This is a genomic window from Roseibium album, from assembly GCF_965233825.1.
Lineage (GTDB): Bacteria > Pseudomonadota > Alphaproteobacteria > Rhizobiales > Stappiaceae > Roseibium > Roseibium album.
The window spans coordinates 5,341,823-5,364,307 of record NZ_OZ247583.1 but is presented as its reverse complement, the minus strand read 5'-3'; the positions used below and the strand labels follow the sequence as shown (position 1 = coordinate 5,364,307).

Sequence of the window (22,485 nt, the reverse complement as noted above, 5' to 3'; positions counted from 1 at the left end):
GTCGATCCGAGCAGGAGCTTAATCACTTCTGCAACGATAAAGGAGGGCGCGTTTCCTTTTAGAACAACAACGCGAATTCAAAGGAAACCGCGATGTCAAAGCGCCACAGCGTTAAGTACAAAATCGACCGCCGGATGGGCGAAAACATCTGGGGTCGTCCGAAGAGCCCGGCCAACAAGCGTGAATACGGCCCGGGCCAGCATGGCCAGCGCCGCAAGGGCAAACTGTCCGACTTCGGTGTTCAGCTCCGCGCCAAGCAGAAGCTGAAGGGTTATTACGGCAACATCTCCGAAAAGCAGTTCCGCAAGGTTTATTCCGAAGCATCGCGCCTGAAAGGTGATACTTCCGAAAACCTGATCGGCCTGCTGGAGCGTCGCCTCGACGCGGTTATCTACCGTGCCAAGTTCGTTCCAACCGTGTTTGCGGCCCGTCAGTTCATCAACCACGGCCACATCAAGGTCAACGGCAAGCGCGTGAACATCCCGAGCTACCAGTTGCGCCCGGGCGATGTCATCGAAGTTCGCGAAAAGTCCAAGCAGCTCGGACTGGTGCTGGAAGCTATCCAGTCAGCAGAACGTGACGTGCCGGACTATGTCGACGCCGATCATTCCAAAATGTCCGCGACCTACAACCGTATCCCGGGTTTTTCCGATGTGCCCTATCCGGTACAGATGGAACCGAACCTGGTTGTCGAGTTCTATTCGCGCTAATCAGCGTCGAATATTGTTCAAGGAAGGCCCGCCATTCGGCGGGCCTTTTCTTTTTCTGGGCAATTTTCGCAACGGGCGCGTTTCGACGAAGTGGTCAGATGCGCAAAAGACGTTTCAGAAAGGAACGCCGGCGCTTGGGTTGTGTTTCCCTGAAAATGTCGGACCGGCTTTCAAATTGCTCAAATTTGTCCGAAAGCAGGCATGAGACGATACGCTCGGCAAAATCAACTATTTCGCCATTTTCACTGCTTGCGAGCTCTTTGTAGATTGCAATGTCGTCTACAAAAGCTGAATGGAGCGCGTTTCGCCATTTCAGATCATTTGCAGCTGTAACGGGTACATCGGGCATTGAACAAATCGCGAAACCTAGAAGTATGTCGAGGATTTCGACTTTTAGCGTGTCGCAAGCGTCGGCCAGAAACTCGACGAGAAACGGATAGGCAGGCATGGCTGCCGAAGAAACGGATGCATGCTGATGACAAAGTCCACACCATAAATCGTGCGACGCATCCATCGCCGCATGGTGATTAGCCGAGTTTAGGGCCAGAAGCTGCGAACCGACTCTCTCAGCTCATCCGTAGGCTGTTTAGTAACCGGCCCAATCGACGCTCATTACTCTATCGTAAAATGAATCTGTCACGTGGCAAAACTCGATTGGGGGATTGGCATAAGGCATGAACTGCGAACTTAGCAATCACTTTCCGGTCATGCTATCACTGATTGCATTCCGATTTGTAAATGGATTCTGAACGTGACAAAAGATGATTATGCAGCTCTAAGAAAGAGGATGCTGCGCTATTCCGAAGCAAATGGCTATCCCATTTCCCGCTACGAAAATATTCGCTGCAAATGCGGCCAATCGGAGCTGCGGCTTTTCAGCGACGACACGCAAGGCGGAGCCTATGCAGAGTGTCCAACATGTCAAACGCAGATCGATATAATGGACAGTCGTGAGTATGTGGAAGATCTCTTTCACAATGTGTGTAGCTGTTGCCAAAAGGAATTGTTGCTCAACATTGGCGTCGCCGTCTACGACGACGGTTCTGATGATGTCAGATGGGTTTATATCGGCGGGTTATGTAGGAAATGCAATCTTGCCGGCGTCTATGTTGACTGGCATGAAAGATAAAAAACCTTCGGCGTCAGTCCCTTATCGGATTACCCTTCTCTCTCCACCCGGTTCATCAATCAGGACAGAAGAGGCGCCGCGTTCTCCGGCTTTCTTTTGCTGAATTTCGCCAGTGAACAGGTGCTGGAATTCAAGAACCGTATAGGGGCGTTGCCAGAGCCATTCGCGGTTTTCGACAGCATTGACGTCTGTGTCCGGTGGTGTGTCTTCTGTATAGGCAAGGAAATAGAGGCAAAATCCAAGATCGGCCAGGTCCTGCCGGGACAGATACCTCATGCCGAGTGTGTCGTGGCAGTTCATGAGCTCCGAATCGATGTCATCAGTCCGCAGAGTGATCAGTCCAATGCGGGGCCCTCCGCCGAGGGGAAGTTCCACATTGCCTTGTTTCGTCTTTGGTTTTCCGTGAAAGGTGTGCTGGATCAGCTCGATGACATGACCTTCAGGGTCGGCGAGATGGCTCATATAGGCGATGTCGCGAAACTGCGCCGGTTCAGTGAGGTCGATACCGGTGCTGCGCAGCTGGGCAAATGCAACGTCAAGGTCCGGCAGCGTGATGGCAATCTTCCAATAGCGGTCGTTCCGGTCCGGTTGATAGGGAGTGGACTGGTCGCGGCGCACCAATTCCAGTCGAGCGTCTTCGCCTGCGTATCCAAGTGAGACAGCTCCTCCGGCATTCGCGAGCAAGTTCATGCCGAGGACATCACAATAGAACCGGGAAAGACCTGATGGGTCGGAAACATTGAGGGACAGGGCAGATATCCGGGGCAGGGGCATGGGATCATGTTTTCCTGGAATATGATGACGCGGTGTCTCAGTCAGAGTTGCAATCGCCACACACAGACGCTTTGCTCTGATAGCCGACAATGTTTCCACGGCTATCAAGTGAAAAGTCGCAGCAATTCTGAAACAATGCCAAAAGCTTGGCACGGCTGCTTTGAACGCGGGACTTGAGAGTGGAATAGCTGATCCCGAGCTGTTCGGCGGTGTCCTTCTGGGAAACACCTTCCAGTTCGATCTTGCGCAGCAGCTGTCCCGCCTCTTCGGGCAGCGCGTCGATGAAGGGCGCCACACAATCTTCAAGAATGTGCCGTTCGTCATCCTCCATGGCTTCGTACCAGAGGTCCACAGTCGGCAATGATCGATCGTTCTTCTTCATGCGATAAAAATCGATGATGGCGTTGTTGGCGATCTGGAACAGCCAGGATTTCAGGCTGCTTCCGTCCTTGAGTGTGCCCAGGCTGCCGTGGGTCTTGAGAAGGATCTCCTGGAGCACTTCTTCCGCGTCAGAGGGATTTGAAATCCTCGAGTGAAGAAATGCGGAAAGTACTGAACGATAATCGGTCCACACGGCATTGAAATCCGGGGAGGATTCCGGGTCAGCGCGGTCCGTGACTGCCGTCATGATCATCTCCGAAGTCAAATTTTAATGTTGTTTTCCAATGAGTTGTAATTTTTTTGCCCAGCAGCTTCGTCTTTTTTCCACTCTCAACGTCTAACAGGTCGAACACCTCAAGAAAAGGATCGACACCATGATCAAGATTGTCAGTTTCAAAATCTGTCCCTTTGTGCAGCGGGTCACTGCCATGCTCGAAGCGAAAGAAATGCCTTACGAGATTGAATATATAGATCTCAAAAACAAACCGGACTGGTTCCTGGAAATTTCGCCGGTCGGGCAGGTCCCGCTCCTGATTACGGAGGAGGGGATACCCCTTTTTGAATCCGATGCAATCGTAGAATATATCGACGAAATCTCCGAAGCGCTGCAGGATGGCCTTTCCCCGGAAACGCGGGCGATCCACCGGGCGTGGAGTTATCAGGCTTCCAAGCACTATCTGGTCCAGTGCAGCACAATGCAGAGCGTCGACCGGAATGTGTTGAATGAACGGATTTCGAAACTCGACAAATCATTCGATCGTGCGGAAAAGCAGTTAAGCGACGGCCCTTATTTCGCCGGCGACACTGTGGGAAATGTCGATCTGGCCTGGCTGCCGTTGCTGCACCGTTCGGCAATCTTGGAAAAGGCCAGCGGTTACGACATGCTGGAAGGTTTTCCGAAGGTCAAGGCCTGGCAAACAGCGCTGCTGAAGACTGGCATCGCAGAAAAGTCCGTTCCTGAGGATTTCGTCGAAAGGTTTTCCGATTTCTACCTCTCGGAGCGAACCTGGCTCGGACGGGGAGCGAATGAAAACGAGGAAGATGCAGACGCTTCAAATTCGAAGAGCGGTGGCTGCTGCGGCTGACGCGGACGGACGAAGCCCGACCGATAGAGATCGGTCGGGTTGCTGTCGCAACAGCAGGTCAGATGTCGTTTCGCGGGATGCGAAGCAGTTGGCCGGGGAAGATCACGTTCGGATCACTCAGGATATGCCGGTTGGCCTCGAAAATCGGCTGATAGTCTGAGTTGCCGTATTGTTGTTGCGCAATCTGGCTCAAAGTATCGCCGGACTTGACCGTGTAGGGCTGCCAGCCACCGTAACCTGGCAGGATCCGGGGACCAAAGAGAACCGGGATCACGACGGATGGACCGTTCTCGTTGCCTGAATCGTCTGCCAGTGTCAGGAATAGCCGATTCAGCTGGAATGTGTTGGTGTCCGGAATATCTATTGAGGCCTGAAATTGCTTCAATCCAAGGGATCCGACATTTGTAAAGGAAGCGTATTCATCGTGACCTTCAGAAACGCGAATGCTCAATGTTCCTTCGAATGCTGCAGCGTTTCCGGCGATCATGATTGTCGACCCGACCAGATCGAAAGGCTGGGGCTGCTGTATGTCCAGTGTAATCGTCATTGCGAACGTCCTCTTGTGCGCGACCGACCTCGGATATGAGTTCGAGGTGGACTATCTAAAGACCGCATTGTCCTGACTGGATAAAAAATGTTGCAACTTATTATGCAATCTGTCGTTGTTTAATTCGGATTTGAATTTCTATTACACCTTCTAGTTATTCCTATTATTGACGTTTTGGCTATCGTTTTATAAAGTTTAGATGATTAAACTAATATTCCTCTGCGTCATCTTCCGGTTGTTGTTTAGGTTGAATTTGATTTTTTTGCCATTTTTCTGCCTTGTTGATCGAACTTCCGCCACAAAGTTGACGCCGACTTGAGCGCTTGTCGTTCGTTGATTTCAGAAAGTTTCTTCATTGACTGAAGTCGTTGTCCTCATGTCTGCCCTGCTTTTTTCCGACTTGCAAAAAAGCGATCCGTCAGAAAGCACGGGCTCGGTGCTGGCAGCAAAAAGCCGGGATTTTAACGCGCGTTCCAATATTGATCTGGCAACGCCCAATTCCGATGCGAGCGGCAGTTTTTTTGTGACGTTCATTTTAGACGAGCGGGCCGGTGAATTTGCTGAGAGTGTTAAGTCAATCGACGGAGTTTTATCCGTTGATGTGAAGCCGGAACTCGGGCTTCCATAATATTACCGGTCGGCGCGTCTCCTATTCAGGAGGAAAGCCAATGGCCCGGAAGACCAGGAAAGTAACTGCACCACAATCACGTCAGCCGGAACTCATCGCTGTCGCGAAATCCGATGTGGGTTTGCGCATGGCAGGCGTTGCGATGCGCTCGCTTGCCGGGGCAAAAACCACAAAGGCTGAAAAAGCCCTGAAGAAGCACAATTGCATCGCTACACCTCTGTTCGGCCCTTCGGAAGAAAGGGTGGAAGCAGCAGTAGCCGCTCAGGCTCCCTTTGCGATGGCTCCTCTGGAAAACCTCTCCGGTTTTTACAAGCTGTCGGCGCCGGACGCAGATATTGAAGATCTTCAAAAGGAGCTTCTGGACAACGATCTTTTTGACGGGGTGTTCGTGAAACCCCCGGTCGAGTTGCCGGAAGAGGCTGTCGATGTTGCCTCGCTGAATGAGATGGTGGCGGTGCCGGATGTTCCACCACCAGCAACTCCGGACTTTGTCGCAAGGCAGATCTATCTGGATCCCGCACCTGCGGGTATCGATGCGCGCTGGGCCTGGAACCAGGCTGGCGGACGTGGAACCGGCATTCATATTACGGATATCGAAGGCGCCTGGCGCTTCAGCCATGAGGACCTGATCGAACGGCAGGGCGGGGTTGTTGGCGGTGTGGAATTCAACGACGTTGGCTGGCGTAACCACGGGACGGCGGTTCTGGGCGAATACGGAGGTGACGTCAATCCCTTCGGCGTGACAGGCATTTCACCGGAGGCGATCTGTACGGCGGTGTCGCACAGAACACTGGGATCGGCGGGTGCGATCAATCATGCTGCTGCCCGGTTGAACGCCGGGGATATCCTGCTTCTGGAAATGCACAGACCGGGACCACGGCACAATTTCCGGCTGAGGCCTGATCAGCGAGGTTACATCGCGGTCGAGTGGTGGCCGGATGATTTCGCTGCCATTTTGAATGCCTCCAGGCGTGGCATCATCATTGTGGAAGCGGCCGGGAACGGGGCCGAAGATCTTGACGACGCGCTTTATGAAACGCCCGGCTTCGGTTTTCCGGCAGCATGGACCAATCCTTTCCGGCGGGCCAATCGTGATTCGGGAGCGATTGTGGTAGGAGCCGGTGCACCTCCTCCCGGCACACACGGGCGCAACCACGGTCCTGACAGATCCAGGCTCGGCTTTTCCAACTACGGGTCGATCGTCGATGCCCAGGGGTGGGGGCGCGAAGTCACGACGTGCGGCTACGGTGACCTGCAGGGAGGTGGTGACGAGGACCTGTGGTACACGGACACCTTTTCAGGAACCTCGAGCGCATCACCGATCGTGACCGGCGCCCTTGCTTGTCTTCAAGGCATGGCGCGCGCCCGCAACCTGCCTGTCTTCACACCGGATGAGTTGCGCAACGCGCTCAGAACGACCGGTTCTCCTCAGCAGGATGCTCCGGGTCGTCCGGCAACACAGCGCATCGGGAATCGGCCGGACTTACCGGCTTTGTCAGGGGCATTGTTCGGAGTGGGCGGCAACAGGCGGTCTGTTGCCTTCCGGCGCGAAGTGGAACGGTGGCGGCCGCTCGAAGTCAGGGCACTCATTGATATCAGTCCTGAGCTGGTCGCCTCTCATTCGACATTTACCTTGCAGCAGGCCCTGGTATCGGCGCAGCCGGTAAGAGCCGATGCGGACGGGATCTTGTCGAAAATGGCGATCATGTTCCGTATCTCGTCGCTTGCCGGTCAGGCAATCGAGATTGCCGGCCCGGTTGGCGGCTCACGATATCGCTGGTGGGGCAGCATCGCGGCGGACGGACTTGGCCAGCTTTACGTCGATGAAGGCTATTCCTCAACCGGCAGCGACAATTTCGATCTGATTGCGGAAATCAGGGGAGTCGATACGCGGTTCGCATTTGACACGGTCGCACAACGATATCGCGCGGTCTGAGCAAAGGGAGCGGCGCGAGGTGGCCTGTCCAGCCAGAAACTCGCGCCGCGCCCGTGCAAGATACGGATCAAGCCGCAAGCCGCAATGCATTTTTTTGCTCGCCCCCACTCATTGGAACTTCGCTCCGGGCTGGTGAAAAGGGCTCGGAACTGATTGTGAATTGTCATCCCGGTTTGGCGGAGCCTGGACGGGATCGGCGAAACACAAGCGCTATAGATCAAGTGGAAACATCAGTGTTTGCTGGTTCTAGGATCTCCCAATGGTGGTCCGGGATGACTAAAGGTGAACAATTGCTTCTTTTGCGACCCTGACGAGTGAAGATGTCACGAGTCTTGCTGGAGCAGCAAAGTTCAAGAAATTCAGCGTTTGCGACGTTCCTACCGATTTCTGGATTCTTGCGTGCGGAAAGGCAGTAAATTTGGTCGTGTAAAAGGGGAAGGCGTCGGGGTGCAGATTTCAGCAAATACCGGACTCCTGAAACTGTCAGGTCTTTTCAATTCCGGCCCGTTCAGCTGCAGGCAATCACCAGCACCTCTCGAACCCGGACCCGCCGAGTGAACGACATTGCCGACAGTACCGATAGGGATGTTCCGGCGCTCCCGCGCAATGTATTCTCCAGCGTCGAGTTCAGGAAACTGCTTGGTCGATTGTTGTGCCAGGCGCATGAGGCAATTGAAGATTTCGGCATGCTGCCGGAAAGTGCGACACACGAAATCAGGCACAAATAGCTGGTGTGTTTGTCGGGCGGCAAAGACAGCAACACGCTGCAGGCTGAGTTGACCGACGGGGATTGACGTGGCCCCTTGCCGATCAGCCTGAACCGCATCTGAAATCCGTACCCGGATCGCGATTTAAGTTTCGCGCTTGTTGAAAAAGCCACGGATCTTCGTGCTCAACGAAGTTCAGGGACAGGAAACTCCAGTGGTGATCCCAGCCCCTTCCATCAATATGAAGCAACAGATAAGGGCGCTTGATCTGTTCGTGCCGGTTTCCGAAAAGCAGATCATATTGCAATCAATAAAACGAGCGCACCTATGTAAGCTGGCAATATCATTAGGTGCATGATTGGATGTGTGGTTGGTTTAATTGTGGCGCTGCGGGCAACTTCGAGTGATTTTGGTATTGCCCCGGTTTCCGCAGGTGGCCGTGCTAAACATCCGAATTTGTTTGATCGGTGGATGTGCGGCGCGTTCGCGGTGCGGCGGCAGACCTTTTCAAACCCTTTAGGTTCCTTTAAACCCTCGCGTCGATGCGAAGACAATTTGAACTGGGTTAATTGTGTGAACGATATCGCCGACAGCACCGATACGGACGTACCGGCTCTTCTGCGCAATGCGCCTTCCAGCGTCGAATTCAAGAAGCTGCGCAAGCGTCTTTTGCGGCAATCTCGCGAGGCGATTGGCGACTACGGCATGATGCCCGGTGATGCGTCGCCTGAAAGCAGGCCGAAATGGCTGGTCTGTCTGTCCGGAGGCAAGGACAGCTACACACTTCTGTCGGTCCTGATCGAGCTGAAATGGCGCGGGCTTCTGCCGGTTGAACTGATCGCCTGCAATCTGGACCAGGCACAACCGGGTTTTCCGACCGACATTCTGCCGAAATTCTTCGAAGACAACGGCATCGAGCACATCATTGTGCGCGAGGACACCTATTCCATTGTCACCGACAAGATCCCGGAGCACCGGACCTATTGTTCGCTATGTTCTCGGTTACGCCGGGGAATTCTCTACCGGATTGCCCGGGAGCAGGGCTGTGAGGCGATTGTGCTCGGCCATCACCGGGAAGACATTCTGGAAACCTTCTTCATGAACCTCTTCCACGGCGGCCGTCTGGCGTCGATGCCGCCGAAGCTGATCAATGACGAAGGCGATCTTCTGGTGCTGCGTCCGCTGGCCTATTGCGCCGAGAGTGACATCGCCCGATTTGCCAGTGGTATGCAGTTTCCGATCATTCCCTGCAATCTCTGCGGTTCCCAGGACGGGCTGCAGCGTGAGGAGGTCAAGCGCATGCTCCAAGGCTGGGAAAAGGCGTCGCCCGGACGCCTCGGCGTCATGGCACGTGCTCTCGGCCATACGAGACCTTCTCATCTCCTGGACAGGTCACTTTACGACTTCGCCAACCTGCGGCCTGCGGAAAGCGCGGCAGAAGACCCTGGCGGGGAGGCAGAGGAACCCTGCGGCGCCAGCCTTGCGATGACGGCGAAGCTGTTCGCGGCGGAATGAGACTGGTTCGCCTTCAAAACGCTATTCGGGGGTCGCAAACAGCTGTCTCAGCCACACCTCAACCGTCTGTGCCGCCGGTTTCTGAGGCCCCGAAGTTTCCCGGTGCAGAAGAAAGTGTGTCTGGGCGGATGGAATTTTCGTCTCAAACGGGATGGTCAGGCGTCCATTTGAAACCAGCCTCGAGGCAACACGCTCGAGCAGCAAGGCAACGCCGCCTTGCGAGGATGCCCATTCCACTGCCGCTAGGGAAGTGTCAACAGTGATGCTGGTGGACAGGCGTGGTGTATCGAGACCGAGCGCTTCAAAATACCTTGCCCAATGGTCGTCAAAACCGAGCGTGTGAATACGGGCAACGTCGGTCAGGTCTTTCGGCTTCTTGAGTCTCTTCGCGAGAGTGGGATGGCACACCGGCACAATGAACTCCGATCCGAGAGATTCGCTGCGAACGCCAGGCCAGTTGCCCGACCCAAGCCGGATTTCGATATCGATCCCTGTTTCCAAAACCGTGTCGGCCCAGATAGCAGAGAGCAGCCTGACATTGACCCCCGGATGCTCCCGCTGAAAATCGGCGAGGGCGGGGCCAATGATCAACGTCCCTTCGGAGATCGGTGCGCGGATTGTGACCGATCCTGAGCTGCGGTTGCCGAACAGTCCCTCCGTCGAGACAGCCAGGTCCTGGAGCGCCTTTCTGACGGCGGGCAGATAGGCACGCCCGCTTGCTGTCAGATCCACCTTGCGCGTGGTTCGTTCAAAGAGCTGATGGCCAAGTTGTTGTTCGAGTGCGCTGATGTGATTGCTGACGGCTGCCTGGGTCAGTCCGAGCTCGTTGCCGGCAGCGGTGAAGCTGCCCAATCGGCTGGAGGCTTCGAAGCTTCTGAGCCAGAGCAGGTTGGGTAGAGCTTGCATTGCTCCAATTAATAAAAAAAATCACGTAATGTCCACTTATTATATCGTTTCTCTTCTCTTTCAGTGAGGCGCAAAGTGATGTGAGTGAAACAATTCGCGTCTCGGGAGGAGCTTGCGATGCATATCGGATTCATCGGTCTTGGAAATGTCGGCGGAAAACTGGCGGGCAGCATCCTGCGCAACGGCTACGACCTGACAGTTCTGGATCTCGATCCGGGTTTGATGGACCATTTCGTGGCCTCAGGTGCCAATCGTGGCCAGAGCCCTAGGCAATTGACGCAGGTCTGTGACATCGTCATAACCTGCCTGCCCAGCCCGGCGGCCTGTTCGGCCGTGGTCGAGGGACACGACGGGATCCTGGAAGGCATGGGTCCCGGCAAGATCTGGGCTGAAATGTCGACCACCGATTCAAACGAAACGCGGCGGCTGGCCGAGCTTGTCATCGCGCGGGGCGGCGAGGCGATCGAATGCCCGGTATCGGGCGGTTGTCATCGCGCGGCAACCGGCAACATCTCCATTTTTGCCGGCTGCACCCGCGCTACGTTCGAAAAGGCCCTGCCACTGCTGACGGTTCTCGGGCGCCGCGTATTGCACACCGGGGAAATCGGCTCCGCTTCTGTCTTGAAAGTGGTGACCAACTATCTTGCGACAGCAAACCTGGTTTCGCTCGCCGAGGCGCTGGTTACCTGCAAGGCTGCGGGTATGGATCTCAACACTTCCTACGAGGCGATCCGCATTTCGTCGGGGAATTCCTTCGTCCATGAAACCGAAAGCCAGGTGATCCTCAACGGTTCGCGCGACATATCCTTCACGATGGATCTGGTCGCCAAGGACATCGGCCTGTTCCAGTCACTCGCCGAAGCGCATGACGTTCCGCTGGAACTGTCGCCCTTACTCAACAAGCTGTTTGCGGACGCCATCGGGCGCTACGGTCCGCGTGAGCTGTCTCCAAACATTATCCGAAGGCTGGAGGAAGCGACCGGTCTGCTTGTCCGTGCTCCCGGTTTCCCGCCGGAAATGTCTGACGACGAACCGGAAGAAGCCGGATATGAAGTCGTTCCGAAGCGCGATGACGCCATCGTGCCGGGGATTCGGGAAGCGACAGGCCGATGATCGAAAAACGGAAATTCCATATCGGCGGACATTGGGTCGATCCGGTGGAAGCGCGGGACCACCAGGTGATCAATCCGGCGACGGAGGAACCCGTCGCAGTCATTTCTCTTGGAAGTGCCGCCGATGTGGACAGGGCAGTCGACGCGGCGACAGCTGCGTTTCGCTCGTGGTCGGAAACGTGTGTCGACGAGCGGGCCACGTTGCTGGAGCGGATCATCGAAATCTACGAACGCCGTTCGGATGAGATGGACGAAGCCATCCGGTTGGAAATGGGCGCGCCAGTCGATTTCGCAAGGGAACAGCAGACCCCCTCGGGAACCGGCCATCTGCAGGCGACACTTGAAGCATTGAAAACGCATGAATTCGAGCGTCCGAGTCCGCGCGGAGGAAGTCTGCTCCGGCACGAGCCTATCGGGGTTTGCGGTCTGATCACCCCATGGAACTGGCCGATCAACCAGGTTGCCGCAAAGGTCGCACCTGCGCTTGCCGCCGGATGCACCATGGTGCTGAAACCGAGCGAGATCGCTCCTCTTTCAGCGTTGCTCTTTGCCGAGATACTGCACGAGGCGGGATGCCCCGCGGGTGTTTTCAATCTGGTCAATGGTGATGGCCCGGGCGTCGGTGCGGCGATGTCCGCTCATCCAGGCATTGACATGATGTCCTTTACCGGGTCGACGCGGGCGGGTGTTGCGGTGACGCAGAACGCGGCTGCGACTGTCAAGCGAGTGGCGCTGGAACTTGGAGGCAAGTCACCCAACCTGCTCTTTGCCGATGCGGATCTTGAAACGGCGATCCGGTTTTCTCTGGAAAGCTGCTTTTCCAATTCCGGCCAATCCTGCGATGCACCGACCCGGCTGCTGGTCGAAAGGAGTGCTTATGAGGGCGCGGTTACAGCAGCGGAGCGGATTGCAGCGGAAACCACGGTCGGCGATCCGGCCGAGGAGGGAGATCATATCGGCCCGGTGATCAGCAACCTGCAATATGAGCGTATCCAGGGGCATATCGAACGAGGCATCGCCGACGGTGCGCGTCTTGTGGCCGGAGGACCCGGCAGGCCGGCGGGATTTGAAAAGGGTTACTTCGTCAAGCCGACGGTCTTTGCGGATGTCACCAACCAGATGTCCGTGGCTCGCAATGAAATCTTCGGACCAGTGCTGGTGATGATCCCGTTCGAAACGGAAGATGAGGCCATTGAAATGGCCAACGACACACCTTACGGCCTGGCTGCCTACATTCAGACCGGAAGTCCCGAGCGTGCCAAACGCGTCTCCCGGAAACTGCGCGCGGGCAGTGTTTACATCAACGGGGCAGCTCCGGACTGGGATGTTCCCTTCGGCGGATACAAGCAATCTGGCAATGGACGCGAATATGGCGAATTCGGCCTGGAGGACTTCCTCGAACTGAAGTCCATCACAGGATGAAATGAGTAACGAATGCGTTGCAGGAGATATGCTGCCAGAAATTTTAAAGCCGCGCTAACACAATAATTTTGCACGCAGACTGGACCTGCCGCTCATATCAGGTGAGGTTAGACCGAATGAATTCTGGGAGAACTTCATGCGGGATCTTCGCATCTGCTTCGTCGGCGACAGCTACATCAATGGAACAGGGGATGAACGCTGTCTTGGATGGACCGGCCGCCTGTGCGAGCGACGGTTTTCCTGGGACTACCGATTGTCCTTCTATGATCTCGGCATCCGCGGAGAAACGACGGCGGAGGTTCGCGCCCGCTGGAAAGCAGAATGTGAAGCCCGCTTTCCCGAGACTGCCGACAACCGGGTCGTCGTCCAGTTCGGCATAAACGATATTGGTGTTGTGACCGGGGAAGGCCGTCAGATCGAGGAAGATGAAACGGTGGAAGAAGCGGAAGCCTTCTTGAAGGAAGTTTCAGATCTCTATCCGGTCCTGTGGGTCGGTCTGCCTCCGGCAAACGAGGCTTGTTCGCCCATGAAACCGAGTGAGGGGCTGGAGATTTCGTTTTCGCAAGATGCCGCCACAGCACTGAACGAACGGTTCAAGACATGTGCCGAAAAACTGAATGTTCCCTATTTCGATCTTCAGGCGCCGCTGCTGGCCAATCGGGATTACATGAGCAGTCTGACCCGGGGCGACCGGATGCACTGCGACGGAACCGGGTATGCGATGATTGCCAATCTTGTGAATAACTGGGAGGCTTGGGACGGCTGGTTTTCCGAATAGGCCCTTCAACCGCCGAAAGCCTTTCGATCCGGCATCGATGTCAATCGGCTGGACAGTTGCCGTCCGTTTACCTATCTCTTCGCCATGACCGTGCGCGTACAACAGACCTCGAACGACTACGGGATCGTGGTGGAGCCACTGTCGGGCGAAGTGATCGCCTGGCGGGGCGACCAGATGATTGCACGTTCAACGAGAGCGCGTGTCATGTACGAGACCCGGCTCTCCCCTGTGGTCTATTTTCCAGTAGAAGACATTCTGGCCGAACTTGAACCGGCTCCGGCGCACAAAACCTTCTGCCCGTTCAAGGGGACGGCTTCCTATAGCCATGTTCGCCTTGGCGAAGACCTGTCGGAAAACGGCGCCTGGCATTATCCCAAGGCCTTGCCGGAAGGGCAGGCCGTTGATGGGTGCTTTGCTTTCATGCCGGGGGTCGCGACGCGGATCGAGCACCAGGGCGCCGCGATCGATGATCTTCCCGCCGGCAATATATCCGGACCGGTCGTCGACTGGCTGCTTCGGGAAGCCTGGTTGGCAAAATCTCCCGAAGAGCTTTTGGCCGCTCTGGGCAGCAAGCTGGTTGAAGACGGCATTGCGGTCAGCCGGATGAGCATTCTCATCTGGTCCCTTCATCCGATGATTGCCGGACAGAACTGCCTCTGGCTCCGGGACGAAGACGAGGTAACCAGCCGCTACCCCTCTTATGAAATCCTGGAAAGCCCGATCTTCAAGGAAAGCCCATTCCAGCATGTTGCCGACGGACTGGGAGGTGTGCGGCAGAAACTCGATACCAATCCGGATGAGTTCAATTTCCCGATCATGGAAGATCTGAAGGAGCAGGGTGTCACCGACTATGTAGCGATGCCGCTGCCCTTTTCCGACGGACGCATTAACGTATTGACGCTGGCCTCCGATCACCCCAACGGGTTTACCACGGCCAATCTCGGCCTGATATTCGAATGCTCCGCGCTGATCAGCCGATTGTTTGAGGTTTTCGCGCTGACCTCCAACGCAACGACGCTGCTGGAGACCTATCTTGGCAAGCGCACCGGCGCACGTGTCCTGGGCGGCGAAATCCGTCGCGGTGACGGGGATGTCATCGATGCGGCGATCCTGTTTTGCGATCTGCGCCATTCAACGCGGCTGGAAACCGAACTCGGGCGGGACAGGTATGTCGCCGTGCTCAACCGCTTCTTTGAAACTTCGACCGATATCGTCAATGCTCACGATGGTGAAGTCCTGAAATTTATCGGTGATGCGGTGCTCGCCATATTCCCTGCCAGTGCAGGGCATGCGCAGGCCTGCAGTCAGGCGGTTGCGAGCGCGGAGGAAATTGTCGCTGCGCTGGCGGAGCCTGACCCGGAAATGGAGGACACGTCGCTCTCCTGCGCGATCGGCGTTGCTTACGGCGACGTGACCTACGGCAATGTCGGCTCTAAGGAGAGGCTGGATTTTACGGTGATCGGCAGTGCCGCCAACGTTGCCGCCCGTCTGGGCGACCACGGCAAGATCAACGGCAAATCAATTGTCGTCTCCGAAGAGGTGGCAAAGGTTACCGATTTTCCCGCGGAGAGTCTCGGCAGTTTAAGTCTGCGCAATGTATCGGAACCGATCGAAGCGTTCGCAATCACTCCGGAAACGACCGAGCGTCAATAAGCGCTGGCAAGACAGCCAGCCTAGCGAACAGTTTTTTCTCCCAGGAAACCACCCATGGGCTGATTTCGAACCAGGATCACCAGGCCGGACTTGCTCGGCTCAGCCCCGGTTTCGGCCACGCCGCCATAGTTGGCGCAAAGCTCTTCGGCACTCTTTCTCTGGGCTGGTGTGAACATGGTGATCGCCTGACAATCGACGCGGCGCAATTCGCTGTCGGTTCCGGGGCCGCCGGATACGACGATTCCAAAACCGGCCAGAGCCAGAGCGAAAGTAGAGGTGGTTGCAATAGCAAACTTGTTCATTGTCCCCGGTCCCATTTCCCGGCCCGTCTTCATGTCGGGCCCTGCGATATGGTCGGAGAATGGCGGAACGCACCTGTACTGACTCTGAAATCCGCATTCACCTGCTATTCATGTTAGGCGATTCGCAGTGAATTGCCGAGCCCGTGCCCCATTTCAGCCAGAATTGATTCGGCTTAACGTTGGATAACCGCAAATTCTGGCCGATTTTGACATCGCGAGTATCTCGTTCGCTCGTGATCACGCGGAAACAGAGAGTGTCAAATTCAGGGTGCCCTGGACCACGAGGCAGGGCGGGAACGAGGCATTTGATCTTCGGTTCGGGTCAAATCAGGCACAGCATTCAAATATCCCGTGCCTGTTTTCGACTGCAGTGCCGGCCACGCGTATCCCGGGCCTGGGGGCAGGACTTTGAAAATTGTTCCTTTGGAACACCTGTTTGGGACTACTGCATGCCTGCTGTTGTGAAGATGTTCATCTGAAAACCGAAAAGGGGCGGAAAAACCGCCCCTTAACGTCAAATGTTCAAAAATTGAGTCCGCGCGTCAGGCGGATTGCTGAGCGGTCTCGATACCCTTGTCGGTGAGCAGGCCCTGCAATTCCTTGTTCTGGAACATTTCGCGGATGATGTCACAGCCGCCGACAAACTCACCCTTCACGTACAGCTGGGGAATGGTCGGCCAGTTGGTGAATTCCTTGATGCCATTCCGCAACTCGTCGTCTTCCAGGACGTTGATACCCTTATAGGGCGCGCCGACATAGTCGAGTATCTGGATTACCTGTCCGGAGAACCCGCATTGCGGAAAATTCGGTGTGCCCTTCATGAACAGCACCACGTCGTTGGTGTCGACTTCGTTCTTGATCCAGTCCTGGATGCTCATGGATTTCTGTCCTTGTGTTTCGCGGGCGCGAGTGAGTTGCGGCCGGTGCGATAAATCAGGTTTGCCACAGCCCTCCAGATGCGCAGTTCCATGACCAGCATGATCACCAAAACCGTGAAGAGAAGCCAAACCATCCAATTTCCTGTTTCTTTGACCGCATATGTGTTTCAAAGCGGCGGAAGTTCAAGAGGCCGTGCGATATGCGCGGCAATGTGACAATCGTGTCAGATCAGTCAGGGGCCTTTGTCTGCAGGGCAAGAGCATGCAGGGCGCCGCCCATGTTGCCCTTCAAGGCTTCATAAACCATCTGATGCTGCTGCACGCGGCTTTTGCCACGGAAGGATTCCGAGACGACATTTGCCGCATAGTGATCGCCGTCGCCAGCCAAATCCCGGATCTCCACCTGAGCGTCGGGCAGCGCCTCCTTGATCAGGGTCTCGATCTCGTTCGCGTTCATTGGCATTGTACGTCAGTCCTCATTTCAAGTTTCTCCAAGGCACCTGCCTCAGGCAACAGCCATATAACTCGGGAACCAATCTTCGTGTGCTTTGCGCAAGTTTGCAACGGATATGGTGAGAATGCCTTCAACATTCAAATCCTTGCCGCCCGTTTTGCCAATTTGTTGAACGTCGATTCCGGCGTCCAGAACGTCTTCCATCACGGCATCGACCTTGTCGGGAGAAACGGTCAGAACGTAGCGGCCCTGATCTTCGCCGAAGAGCGCTGCATGGGCCGGGCCGTCGATTGCGACATGCGCGCCGATATCGCCCGCCATTGCCATTTCAGCCAGGGCAACGCCCAGACCACCGGAGGATATGTCGTGGACACCGGTTAGCCGGGCTGCGCCGATCAACTGACGCACGATTGTTCCCCGGCGTTTTTCGGCAGCCAGATCAACCGGCGGCGGGGCACCTTCCTCGCGGCCGAGGATATCGACAAGATACTGGGACGCACCCAGATGTGTACCAGGACCGCCGATCAGCAAGATCGCATCACCTTCCTGTGCAAAGGCCGCGCCCGCGCGCACCGTCACATCCGGAAGCAACCCGACGCCGCCGATCGCAGGGGTCGGCAGGATCGCTTCGCCGTGTGTCTCATTGTAAAGCGACACATTGCCTGACACGATCGGGAAATCGAGCGCGCTGCAGGCTTCACCGATGCCTTTGATACAGCCGACGAACTGACCCATGATCTCGGGTTTTTCAGGGTTGCCGAAGTTGAGGTTGTCGGTTGCCGCAAGCGGTTCCGATCCCACGGCTGTCAGGTTGCGCCAAACCTCGGCAACCGCCTGTTTGCCGCCCTCGAACGGATCTGCTTCGCAGTAACGCGGTGTCACGTCAACGGAAAAGGCGAGGCCCTTGCGCGTGCCGTCAACGCGAATGACACCGGCGTCGCCGCCGGGTGTCGCTGCGGAGTTGCCCTGGATCAGCGTGTCATATTGTTCATAGACCCAGCGGCGGGACGCGCCATTTGCGCTGCTGACAAGCGTTTTCAGCGCATTGGCATAGTCGGCAGGCTCTTCAACGTCGCTCGCAGCAAGAACGGGCAATTTCCGGGGTTCTGTCCACGGCCGATCGTATTCGGGCGCCTCGTCTCCGAGTTTCTTGATCGGCAGGTCGGCGACGACATCGCCCTGATGTTTGACGACGAACTGAAGTGTGTCCGTGGTCACGCCGACGATGGCGAAGTCGAGGCCCCATTTCCTGAAGATTGCTTCCGCCTCGTTTTCCATGGCCGGACGCAGCACCATCAGCATGCGTTCCTGGCTTTCGGACAGCATCATCTCGTAGGCGCTCATGTGATCCTCGCGGACCGGGACCTTGTCGAGGTCGAGCTCTATGCCAAGGCCACCCTTTGCACCCATCTCGACAGCGGAGCAGGTGAGGCCGGCGGCGCCCATGTCCTGGATCGCGATTACGGCGCCTGTCTCCATCAGTTCCAGGCAGGCTTCAAGAAGGCATTTTTCCGTGAAAGGATCGCCAACCTGAACCGTGGGGCGTTTTTCCTCGATCGTGTCGTCGAATTCGGCGGAGGCCATGGTCGCGCCGCCGACACCATCACGGCCGGTCTTTGCGCCGAGGTAAACCACCGGCAGGCCGATGCCCTTTGCCTCCGACAGGAAGATGGCGTCCGATTTGGCAAGTCCGGCAGCAAAGGCATTCACCAGGCAGTTGCCGTTGTAGCGGGCATGAAACTCAACTTCGCCGCCGACGGTCGGAACACCAAAGGAATTGCCATAACCACCGACACCGGAAACGACGCCGGAAACGAGATGCCGTGTGCGAGGATGATCCGGCTCACCGAATCGCAAAGCGTTCATTGCCGCAACCGGTCTGGCGCCCATTGTGAAGACATCGCGAAGGATGCCACCGACACCGGTCGCTGCACCCTGGTATGGCTCGATATAGGACGGGTGGTTGTGGCTCTCCATCTTGAAGACGACTGCCTGGCCGTCTCCGATGTCGACGACACCGGCATTCTCGCCCGGTCCCTGCAGCACGCGCGGTCCCTCAGTAGGCAAGGTTTTCAGCCATTTCTTGGAAGATTTATACGAGCAGTGCTCGTTCCACATGGCGGAGAATATACCGAGTTCGGTAAAGGTCGGCTCCCTGCCGATCAATTCCAGAATGCGCTCGTATTCATCCGGTTTCAGGCCATGGGAAGCAATCAGGTCGGGCGTGATCTTGATGTCGTTCGGGATCATGACGTTCCAGTGTTTTGGGCTGCTGTCTCAGGGCCGAGCAGCCGCGGTCGGGCAATGTTGCCGCCGTTTAGCAGATTGCGTGCCGAATTGGGAGAGGAACGGGGAAAGTTTGTCTCAAAGAATACGCGAACAGGCCGCTTCGATCTTACGAGCAGCCAGCCAACGGTGAAAACCGCTTTCGTCGAGGTATGTCAGGGTTGATTGGAAACCCGCGACTGGATTTTCAAGGTGATCTGCTGCCATTCGCGGACGCGGCTTTCAAGTCGCCTGATTTCCTTGTCCTTGAAGGTGCTTTGCTGCCTGAGTTCCTGAACGGTGTGCTCAAGCTTCATGATGCGCAACAGTAACCGTTCCGCCGTCAATTCTTTTGATGCTGAAATTTGATCATTCGGTTGCATAGGAGAACTTCGTTTCTCTAAATTCTTGCCTTGAGAGCTGAGTATTTTCTTAAATAAAACAATGACTTCATCATGGGGTTCCATTGTATTCACATGGCGCTGTTTTGATAAGTTTGTCGAAATAAGTTTTTCAAAATGAACTTGGCGTAGAGTAATTGGTTGTATCTGGGTTGTAAAGGTAATCATTGTCAAAATAACTAAAAGTTTAACTATGCTTAAGAACAGGGGCACGTAGCGGTATTCGGTTGGCTCCGGGAATTGTCCAATGACCGGATATTCGCGGTTTGACGGCGATGTAGTTTGATCGGAATTCAGACGTGTCTGCGGCTCAAGAACAGCGAAAGGCTGAATGCGTCCAGGACTTGGTAAAGGGCCTGTCTATTCAAAACTGTCGTAACCGGCACCGCTGTCTTCCAGAAGATTTCTCAGTATTTCAAGGCCCTTGGCCGTTTCTTCCCGAGTGAGTGGATTTGTAATGCCGACCCGCACACGATGATAGACCCTGCCGGAGCGTCCCGACTTGAATTCGTCCTCGTCGTCAACAAGCGTGTTGAAGGCTGCGGCCGCAGCCTTGAAGGTGCCCGAAAGCCAGGGCTCGGGAACCTTGAGCCAGAAAAACGGGGCATCGGCCGCCGAAGCATGCTCGAATGGATCAAGTAGTTGCTGAACCAGACCGTGACGGGCGGCAATTTCCTCCAGCACGCCCTTGCGCAAGGTGCCGGCGGTTCCGCTGAGGACAAGGCGCGCTGACAGTTCCGAGAGCAGAAACGATATGCCGCCTGTCAGCATCTTGTGCGCCGTGTAGATCCGCTGGGCGTGAGAAACGGGACTGGAGACCCAGCCGCCGCGCACTCCTGCCGTGACGGCCTTGGACAGGGACCCGACATGAAAAGTGCGCTCCGGAGCGAGTTCCGCAAATGGAGCCAGTCCGGTATTGCGCAATGATCCGTAGACTTCGTCCTCGATGATCCAGAGATTGTGCCGGCGGGCGACCTCCACCAGTTCGATGCGTCTTTCAACGCCCATCAGCCTGGTTGTCGGATTGTGCATTGTCGGCATGACGAACAGTATCTTCGGGTGGCGCTGTGCGCAGACGCTGGCGAGATCATCCGGAAGAGGACCCTCCTCATCACTTGTGATCTGCACGGGTCTGCGTCCGGTAAGTGCCGAACCACGGGCAATCGAGCTGTAGGTAAGGTCTTCGAAGGCGACCTGGTCTCCAGGTGCTGTTGTGGCCGTTATGATCGCCATGATCGCCGCCTGGGCGCCCGTTGTCGGCACGATAGAGCCTTCCGGTGGCTGCCAGTCGCCCCGGGACAACCAGACACGTCCAGCCTCCCGCCAGCGTTCAGGTACGGACCGCGTGTAACTGGCAATATCATAAGGCGCATCGCGGGTGATCTCGGCAGTCAGTTCACGGATCGCCCGTGCCTGACCGACCTCCGGTGCGGATGTACTGTCAAAACGGATGGCTTCTGGGGACGGCACCGAAACACGTGTGCCTGCGAACGCAATGTCCTTGGGAGTTTTCATCGCGCCCTGAACCCAGGAAACCTCTGCCGGTACGGCAGATCCGATGCCGTTGCCCGGGTTTGAAAGGGAGTTGATTGCAGGCTTGGTCCCTTCTGCGAGCGCTTCACCTTCATGGGTGCCGAGGACGTATGTACCCCGGCCGACTTCTCCGCTGACCAGTCCACGTTGACGAACGACCGCATAGGCGCGGCCGACTGTGCCGACGGTTACACCAAGATCATACGCCAGGTTTCGCTGGGGCGGCAGCTTTGCACCTGCAGCGAGTTTACCTGTCGCGATTTCCTCGGCGATGCAGTCGGCAAGACGAATGTAGAGCGGGCCGTGGCCCTCGGGGATGCTCGGCAACCAATTTGTCATGGTGACAATTTAGTATATTGCACCCGTTCAAGAGTCAATTCATATAATTGAGCCGAAACAATTCTTCAATTTCAGCAAATTGTACCCGAAAATCAGGTGTCAAAATGAATTCAATGGTGACAATACGAGTCAGCGAGTTTCCTGTGCAGCGGCGGCGGCGCCGATTTGGCCGGATTGTCTGGAGCAAGCTGGTGTCCTGGGCACAATTGTACCGGACGCGCAGGCAACTGCTGGAATTGACGGACAGGGAACTGGATGATCTCAATCTGACACTGGAGGCAGCGCGCCGGGAAGGCTGCCGGCCGTTCTGGGACAGTAGCCGCTGACCTGTGTCGGTGGTGTGCCTAGGCCGGAATGTTCTGATCTCTGCAAAAAATCTGCTTCAAGCCGGTATTTTCATTTCCCGGACCGGGAGTGGGATCCCGGTCCGGGATACGATACTCAGACCGCGCCGGTATATTCGCCGCGGGCCGGGTAGTCGTTCTTTTGGACGAAGTCGAGCGCACCGATCATTTCCTGGAAATGCGGGCGGACGAAAGGCATTGTCTGTACGGAAGCGAAGTAAAGAGTGCCGTCACCCCTCACCAGGAAAACACCCGGTTCTGAGAAGAGGGCAGGTTCCTCGATACCGATGGACGTGGTGCCTCGGCTCGTCGAAATGTAAAGGCCCCATTCCTTGGCGGCCGAAAGGGACAGACCATATCCGAAGCGCAGCGCTTCGTGTCCGACCTTCTCGGCCATCTGCTGGGCGCGATCCTTGGTGTCGGAAGAAATTGCGACCGTCTTGACACCCTTGGCTGCAAAATCCGGTGTCAGCCGGCCAAGTTCTTTCAGGTATGTGGCACAGATCGGGCAATGCAGGCCGCGATAAAACACGACGAGCGTGGCAAACTCCGCGCCGTCCTGCGCGAGATCAAATGTGCCTGAATCAAGGGTTTCAACGGTCAGGCCGGGAACCTGCTGGCGTGGGACTAGCATCTTTTTCCTCATACTGATTGGAGCAAGGCTTCACTTTTGCCTTTCGATGCGC

The 22,485-nt window shown here is 56.1% G+C and carries 25 protein-coding genes; 12 read left to right on the top strand and 13 right to left on the bottom strand.

The annotated features are described in order from the left end of the window. Positions 1-92: 92 nt before the first annotated feature. Positions 93-710: a 30S ribosomal protein S4 gene (gene rpsD / locus ACO6TI_RS24690; protein ID WP_055116414.1), complete on the top strand. Its 618-nt coding sequence runs from the start codon at positions 93-95 to the stop codon at positions 708-710. 94 nt (positions 711-804) lie between these two features. Here rpsD and ACO6TI_RS24685 read toward each other — a convergent pair whose 3' ends face one another. Then, positions 805-1,158: a hypothetical protein gene (locus tag ACO6TI_RS24685; protein WP_422383567.1), complete on the bottom strand. Its 354-nt coding sequence runs from the start codon at positions 1,156-1,158 to the stop codon at positions 805-807. A 303-nt stretch (positions 1,159-1,461) separates the two neighbouring features. On the opposite strand from ACO6TI_RS24685, the gene ACO6TI_RS24680 reads away from it, so the two are divergent. Beyond that, positions 1,462-1,839: a hypothetical protein gene (locus ACO6TI_RS24680; RefSeq protein WP_197000334.1), complete on the top strand. Its 378-nt coding sequence runs from the start codon at positions 1,462-1,464 to the stop codon at positions 1,837-1,839. Between the two features lie 21 nt (positions 1,840-1,860). On the opposite strand, the gene ACO6TI_RS24675 is transcribed toward ACO6TI_RS24680, so the two are convergent. After that, positions 1,861-2,613: a VOC family protein gene (locus ACO6TI_RS24675; protein WP_422383566.1), complete on the bottom strand. Its 753-nt coding sequence runs from the start codon at positions 2,611-2,613 to the stop codon at positions 1,861-1,863. 37 nt (positions 2,614-2,650) lie between these two features. Beyond that, positions 2,651-3,241: an RNA polymerase sigma factor SigZ gene (sigZ, locus tag ACO6TI_RS24670; RefSeq protein ID WP_422383565.1), complete on the bottom strand. Its 591-nt coding sequence runs from the start codon at positions 3,239-3,241 to the stop codon at positions 2,651-2,653. 127 nt (positions 3,242-3,368) lie between these two features. Between sigZ and ACO6TI_RS24665 the strand changes: the two genes are divergently transcribed. Continuing rightward, positions 3,369-4,079: a glutathione S-transferase family protein gene (locus tag ACO6TI_RS24665; protein ID WP_422383564.1), complete on the top strand. Its 711-nt coding sequence runs from the start codon at positions 3,369-3,371 to the stop codon at positions 4,077-4,079. A gap of 58 nt (positions 4,080-4,137) precedes the next feature. Here ACO6TI_RS24665 and ACO6TI_RS24660 read toward each other — a convergent pair whose 3' ends face one another. Beyond that, positions 4,138-4,626 carry a LysM peptidoglycan-binding domain-containing protein gene (locus ACO6TI_RS24660; RefSeq protein ID WP_422383563.1) on the bottom strand — a complete coding sequence of 163 codons (489 nt, stop codon included), beginning with the start codon at positions 4,624-4,626 and terminating at the stop codon, positions 4,138-4,140. 355 nt (positions 4,627-4,981) lie between these two features. On the opposite strand from ACO6TI_RS24660, the gene ACO6TI_RS24655 reads away from it, so the two are divergent. The 4 genes from ACO6TI_RS24655 to ttcA all read left to right on the top strand — a co-directional run bounded on the left by ACO6TI_RS24655 (position 4,982) and on the right by ttcA (position 9,412). Further along, positions 4,982-5,254, top strand: a complete 273-nt coding sequence (locus ACO6TI_RS24655) for a hypothetical protein (protein WP_055116409.1) — start codon at positions 4,982-4,984, stop codon at positions 5,252-5,254. Between the two features lie 40 nt (positions 5,255-5,294). Beyond that, positions 5,295-7,190, top strand: a complete 1,896-nt coding sequence (locus tag ACO6TI_RS24650; RefSeq protein ID WP_422383562.1) for a S8 family peptidase — start codon at positions 5,295-5,297, stop codon at positions 7,188-7,190. Positions 7,191-7,744: 554 nt separating this feature from the next. After that, complete coding sequence (locus ACO6TI_RS24645) at positions 7,745-7,918, top strand: hypothetical protein (RefSeq protein ID WP_158510385.1); 174 nt, start codon at positions 7,745-7,747, stop codon at positions 7,916-7,918. Positions 7,919-8,470: 552 nt separating this feature from the next. Then, complete coding sequence (gene ttcA, locus ACO6TI_RS24640; protein WP_104702085.1) at positions 8,471-9,412, top strand: tRNA 2-thiocytidine(32) synthetase TtcA; 942 nt, start codon at positions 8,471-8,473, stop codon at positions 9,410-9,412. A gap of 21 nt (positions 9,413-9,433) precedes the next feature. On the opposite strand, the gene ACO6TI_RS24635 is transcribed toward ttcA, so the two are convergent. After that, positions 9,434-10,318, bottom strand: a complete 885-nt coding sequence (locus ACO6TI_RS24635; RefSeq protein WP_108873868.1) for a LysR substrate-binding domain-containing protein — start codon at positions 10,316-10,318, stop codon at positions 9,434-9,436. 117 nt (positions 10,319-10,435) lie between these two features. Here ACO6TI_RS24635 and ACO6TI_RS24630 point away from each other — a divergent pair, with 117 nt between their 5' ends. The 4 genes from ACO6TI_RS24630 (at position 10,436) to ACO6TI_RS24615 (ending at position 15,283) form a co-directional block, all read left to right on the top strand. After that, positions 10,436-11,431, top strand: a complete 996-nt coding sequence (locus tag ACO6TI_RS24630; protein ID WP_422383561.1) for an NAD(P)-dependent oxidoreductase — start codon at positions 10,436-10,438, stop codon at positions 11,429-11,431. Further along, complete coding sequence (locus ACO6TI_RS24625; RefSeq protein ID WP_104702082.1) at positions 11,428-12,852, top strand: aldehyde dehydrogenase family protein; 1,425 nt, start codon at positions 11,428-11,430, stop codon at positions 12,850-12,852. The genes ACO6TI_RS24630 and ACO6TI_RS24625 overlap by 4 nt, the downstream gene beginning before the upstream one ends. Before the next feature lie 136 nt (positions 12,853-12,988). After that, positions 12,989-13,630, top strand: a complete 642-nt coding sequence (locus ACO6TI_RS24620) for a GDSL-type esterase/lipase family protein (RefSeq protein WP_055116399.1) — start codon at positions 12,989-12,991, stop codon at positions 13,628-13,630. A gap of 84 nt (positions 13,631-13,714) precedes the next feature. Further along, positions 13,715-15,283 (top strand): DUF427 domain-containing protein, encoded by a 1,569-nt coding sequence (locus ACO6TI_RS24615; RefSeq protein WP_422383560.1) that lies wholly within the window; start codon positions 13,715-13,717, stop codon positions 15,281-15,283. Between the two features lie 20 nt (positions 15,284-15,303). Here ACO6TI_RS24615 and ACO6TI_RS24610 read toward each other — a convergent pair whose 3' ends face one another. From ACO6TI_RS24610 to ACO6TI_RS24580, 7 genes are all read right to left on the bottom strand, one after another. After that, positions 15,304-15,585: a hypothetical protein gene (locus ACO6TI_RS24610; protein WP_055116942.1), complete on the bottom strand. Its 282-nt coding sequence runs from the start codon at positions 15,583-15,585 to the stop codon at positions 15,304-15,306. Between the two features lie 542 nt (positions 15,586-16,127). Further along, on the bottom strand, positions 16,128-16,463 hold the full coding sequence (grxD, locus tag ACO6TI_RS24605; protein WP_055116396.1) for a Grx4 family monothiol glutaredoxin: 336 nt from the start codon (positions 16,461-16,463) through the stop codon (positions 16,128-16,130). Then, positions 16,460-16,597: a hypothetical protein gene (locus ACO6TI_RS24600; RefSeq protein WP_156958871.1), complete on the bottom strand. Its 138-nt coding sequence runs from the start codon at positions 16,595-16,597 to the stop codon at positions 16,460-16,462. Before ACO6TI_RS24600 ends, grxD begins: the two co-directional genes overlap by 4 nt. Positions 16,598-16,692: 95 nt before the next feature. Beyond that, on the bottom strand, positions 16,693-16,926 hold the full coding sequence (locus ACO6TI_RS24595; protein ID WP_008196307.1) for a BolA family protein: 234 nt from the start codon (positions 16,924-16,926) through the stop codon (positions 16,693-16,695). A 42-nt stretch (positions 16,927-16,968) separates the two neighbouring features. Next, the gene (purL, locus tag ACO6TI_RS24590) at positions 16,969-19,167 is read right to left on the bottom strand and encodes a phosphoribosylformylglycinamidine synthase subunit PurL (RefSeq protein ID WP_055116393.1); all 2,199 of its coding nucleotides are present in this window, start codon (positions 19,165-19,167) and stop codon (positions 16,969-16,971) included. A 191-nt stretch (positions 19,168-19,358) separates the two neighbouring features. Next, on the bottom strand, positions 19,359-19,649 hold the full coding sequence (locus ACO6TI_RS24585; protein ID WP_144436006.1) for a hypothetical protein: 291 nt from the start codon (positions 19,647-19,649) through the stop codon (positions 19,359-19,361). A gap of 294 nt (positions 19,650-19,943) precedes the next feature. After that, entirely contained in the window at positions 19,944-21,455 is a 1,512-nt protein-coding gene (locus tag ACO6TI_RS24580) for a PLP-dependent aminotransferase family protein (protein ID WP_422383559.1), read from the bottom strand. A gap of 113 nt (positions 21,456-21,568) precedes the next feature. On the opposite strand from ACO6TI_RS24580, the gene ACO6TI_RS24575 reads away from it, so the two are divergent. After that, on the top strand, positions 21,569-21,781 hold the full coding sequence (locus ACO6TI_RS24575) for a DUF1127 domain-containing protein (protein WP_209016499.1): 213 nt from the start codon (positions 21,569-21,571) through the stop codon (positions 21,779-21,781). 115 nt (positions 21,782-21,896) lie between these two features. Here ACO6TI_RS24575 and ACO6TI_RS24570 read toward each other — a convergent pair whose 3' ends face one another. Next, positions 21,897-22,433 (bottom strand): peroxiredoxin-like family protein, encoded by a 537-nt coding sequence (locus tag ACO6TI_RS24570; protein ID WP_055116940.1) that lies wholly within the window; start codon positions 22,431-22,433, stop codon positions 21,897-21,899. Positions 22,434-22,485: the final 52 nt, after the last annotated feature.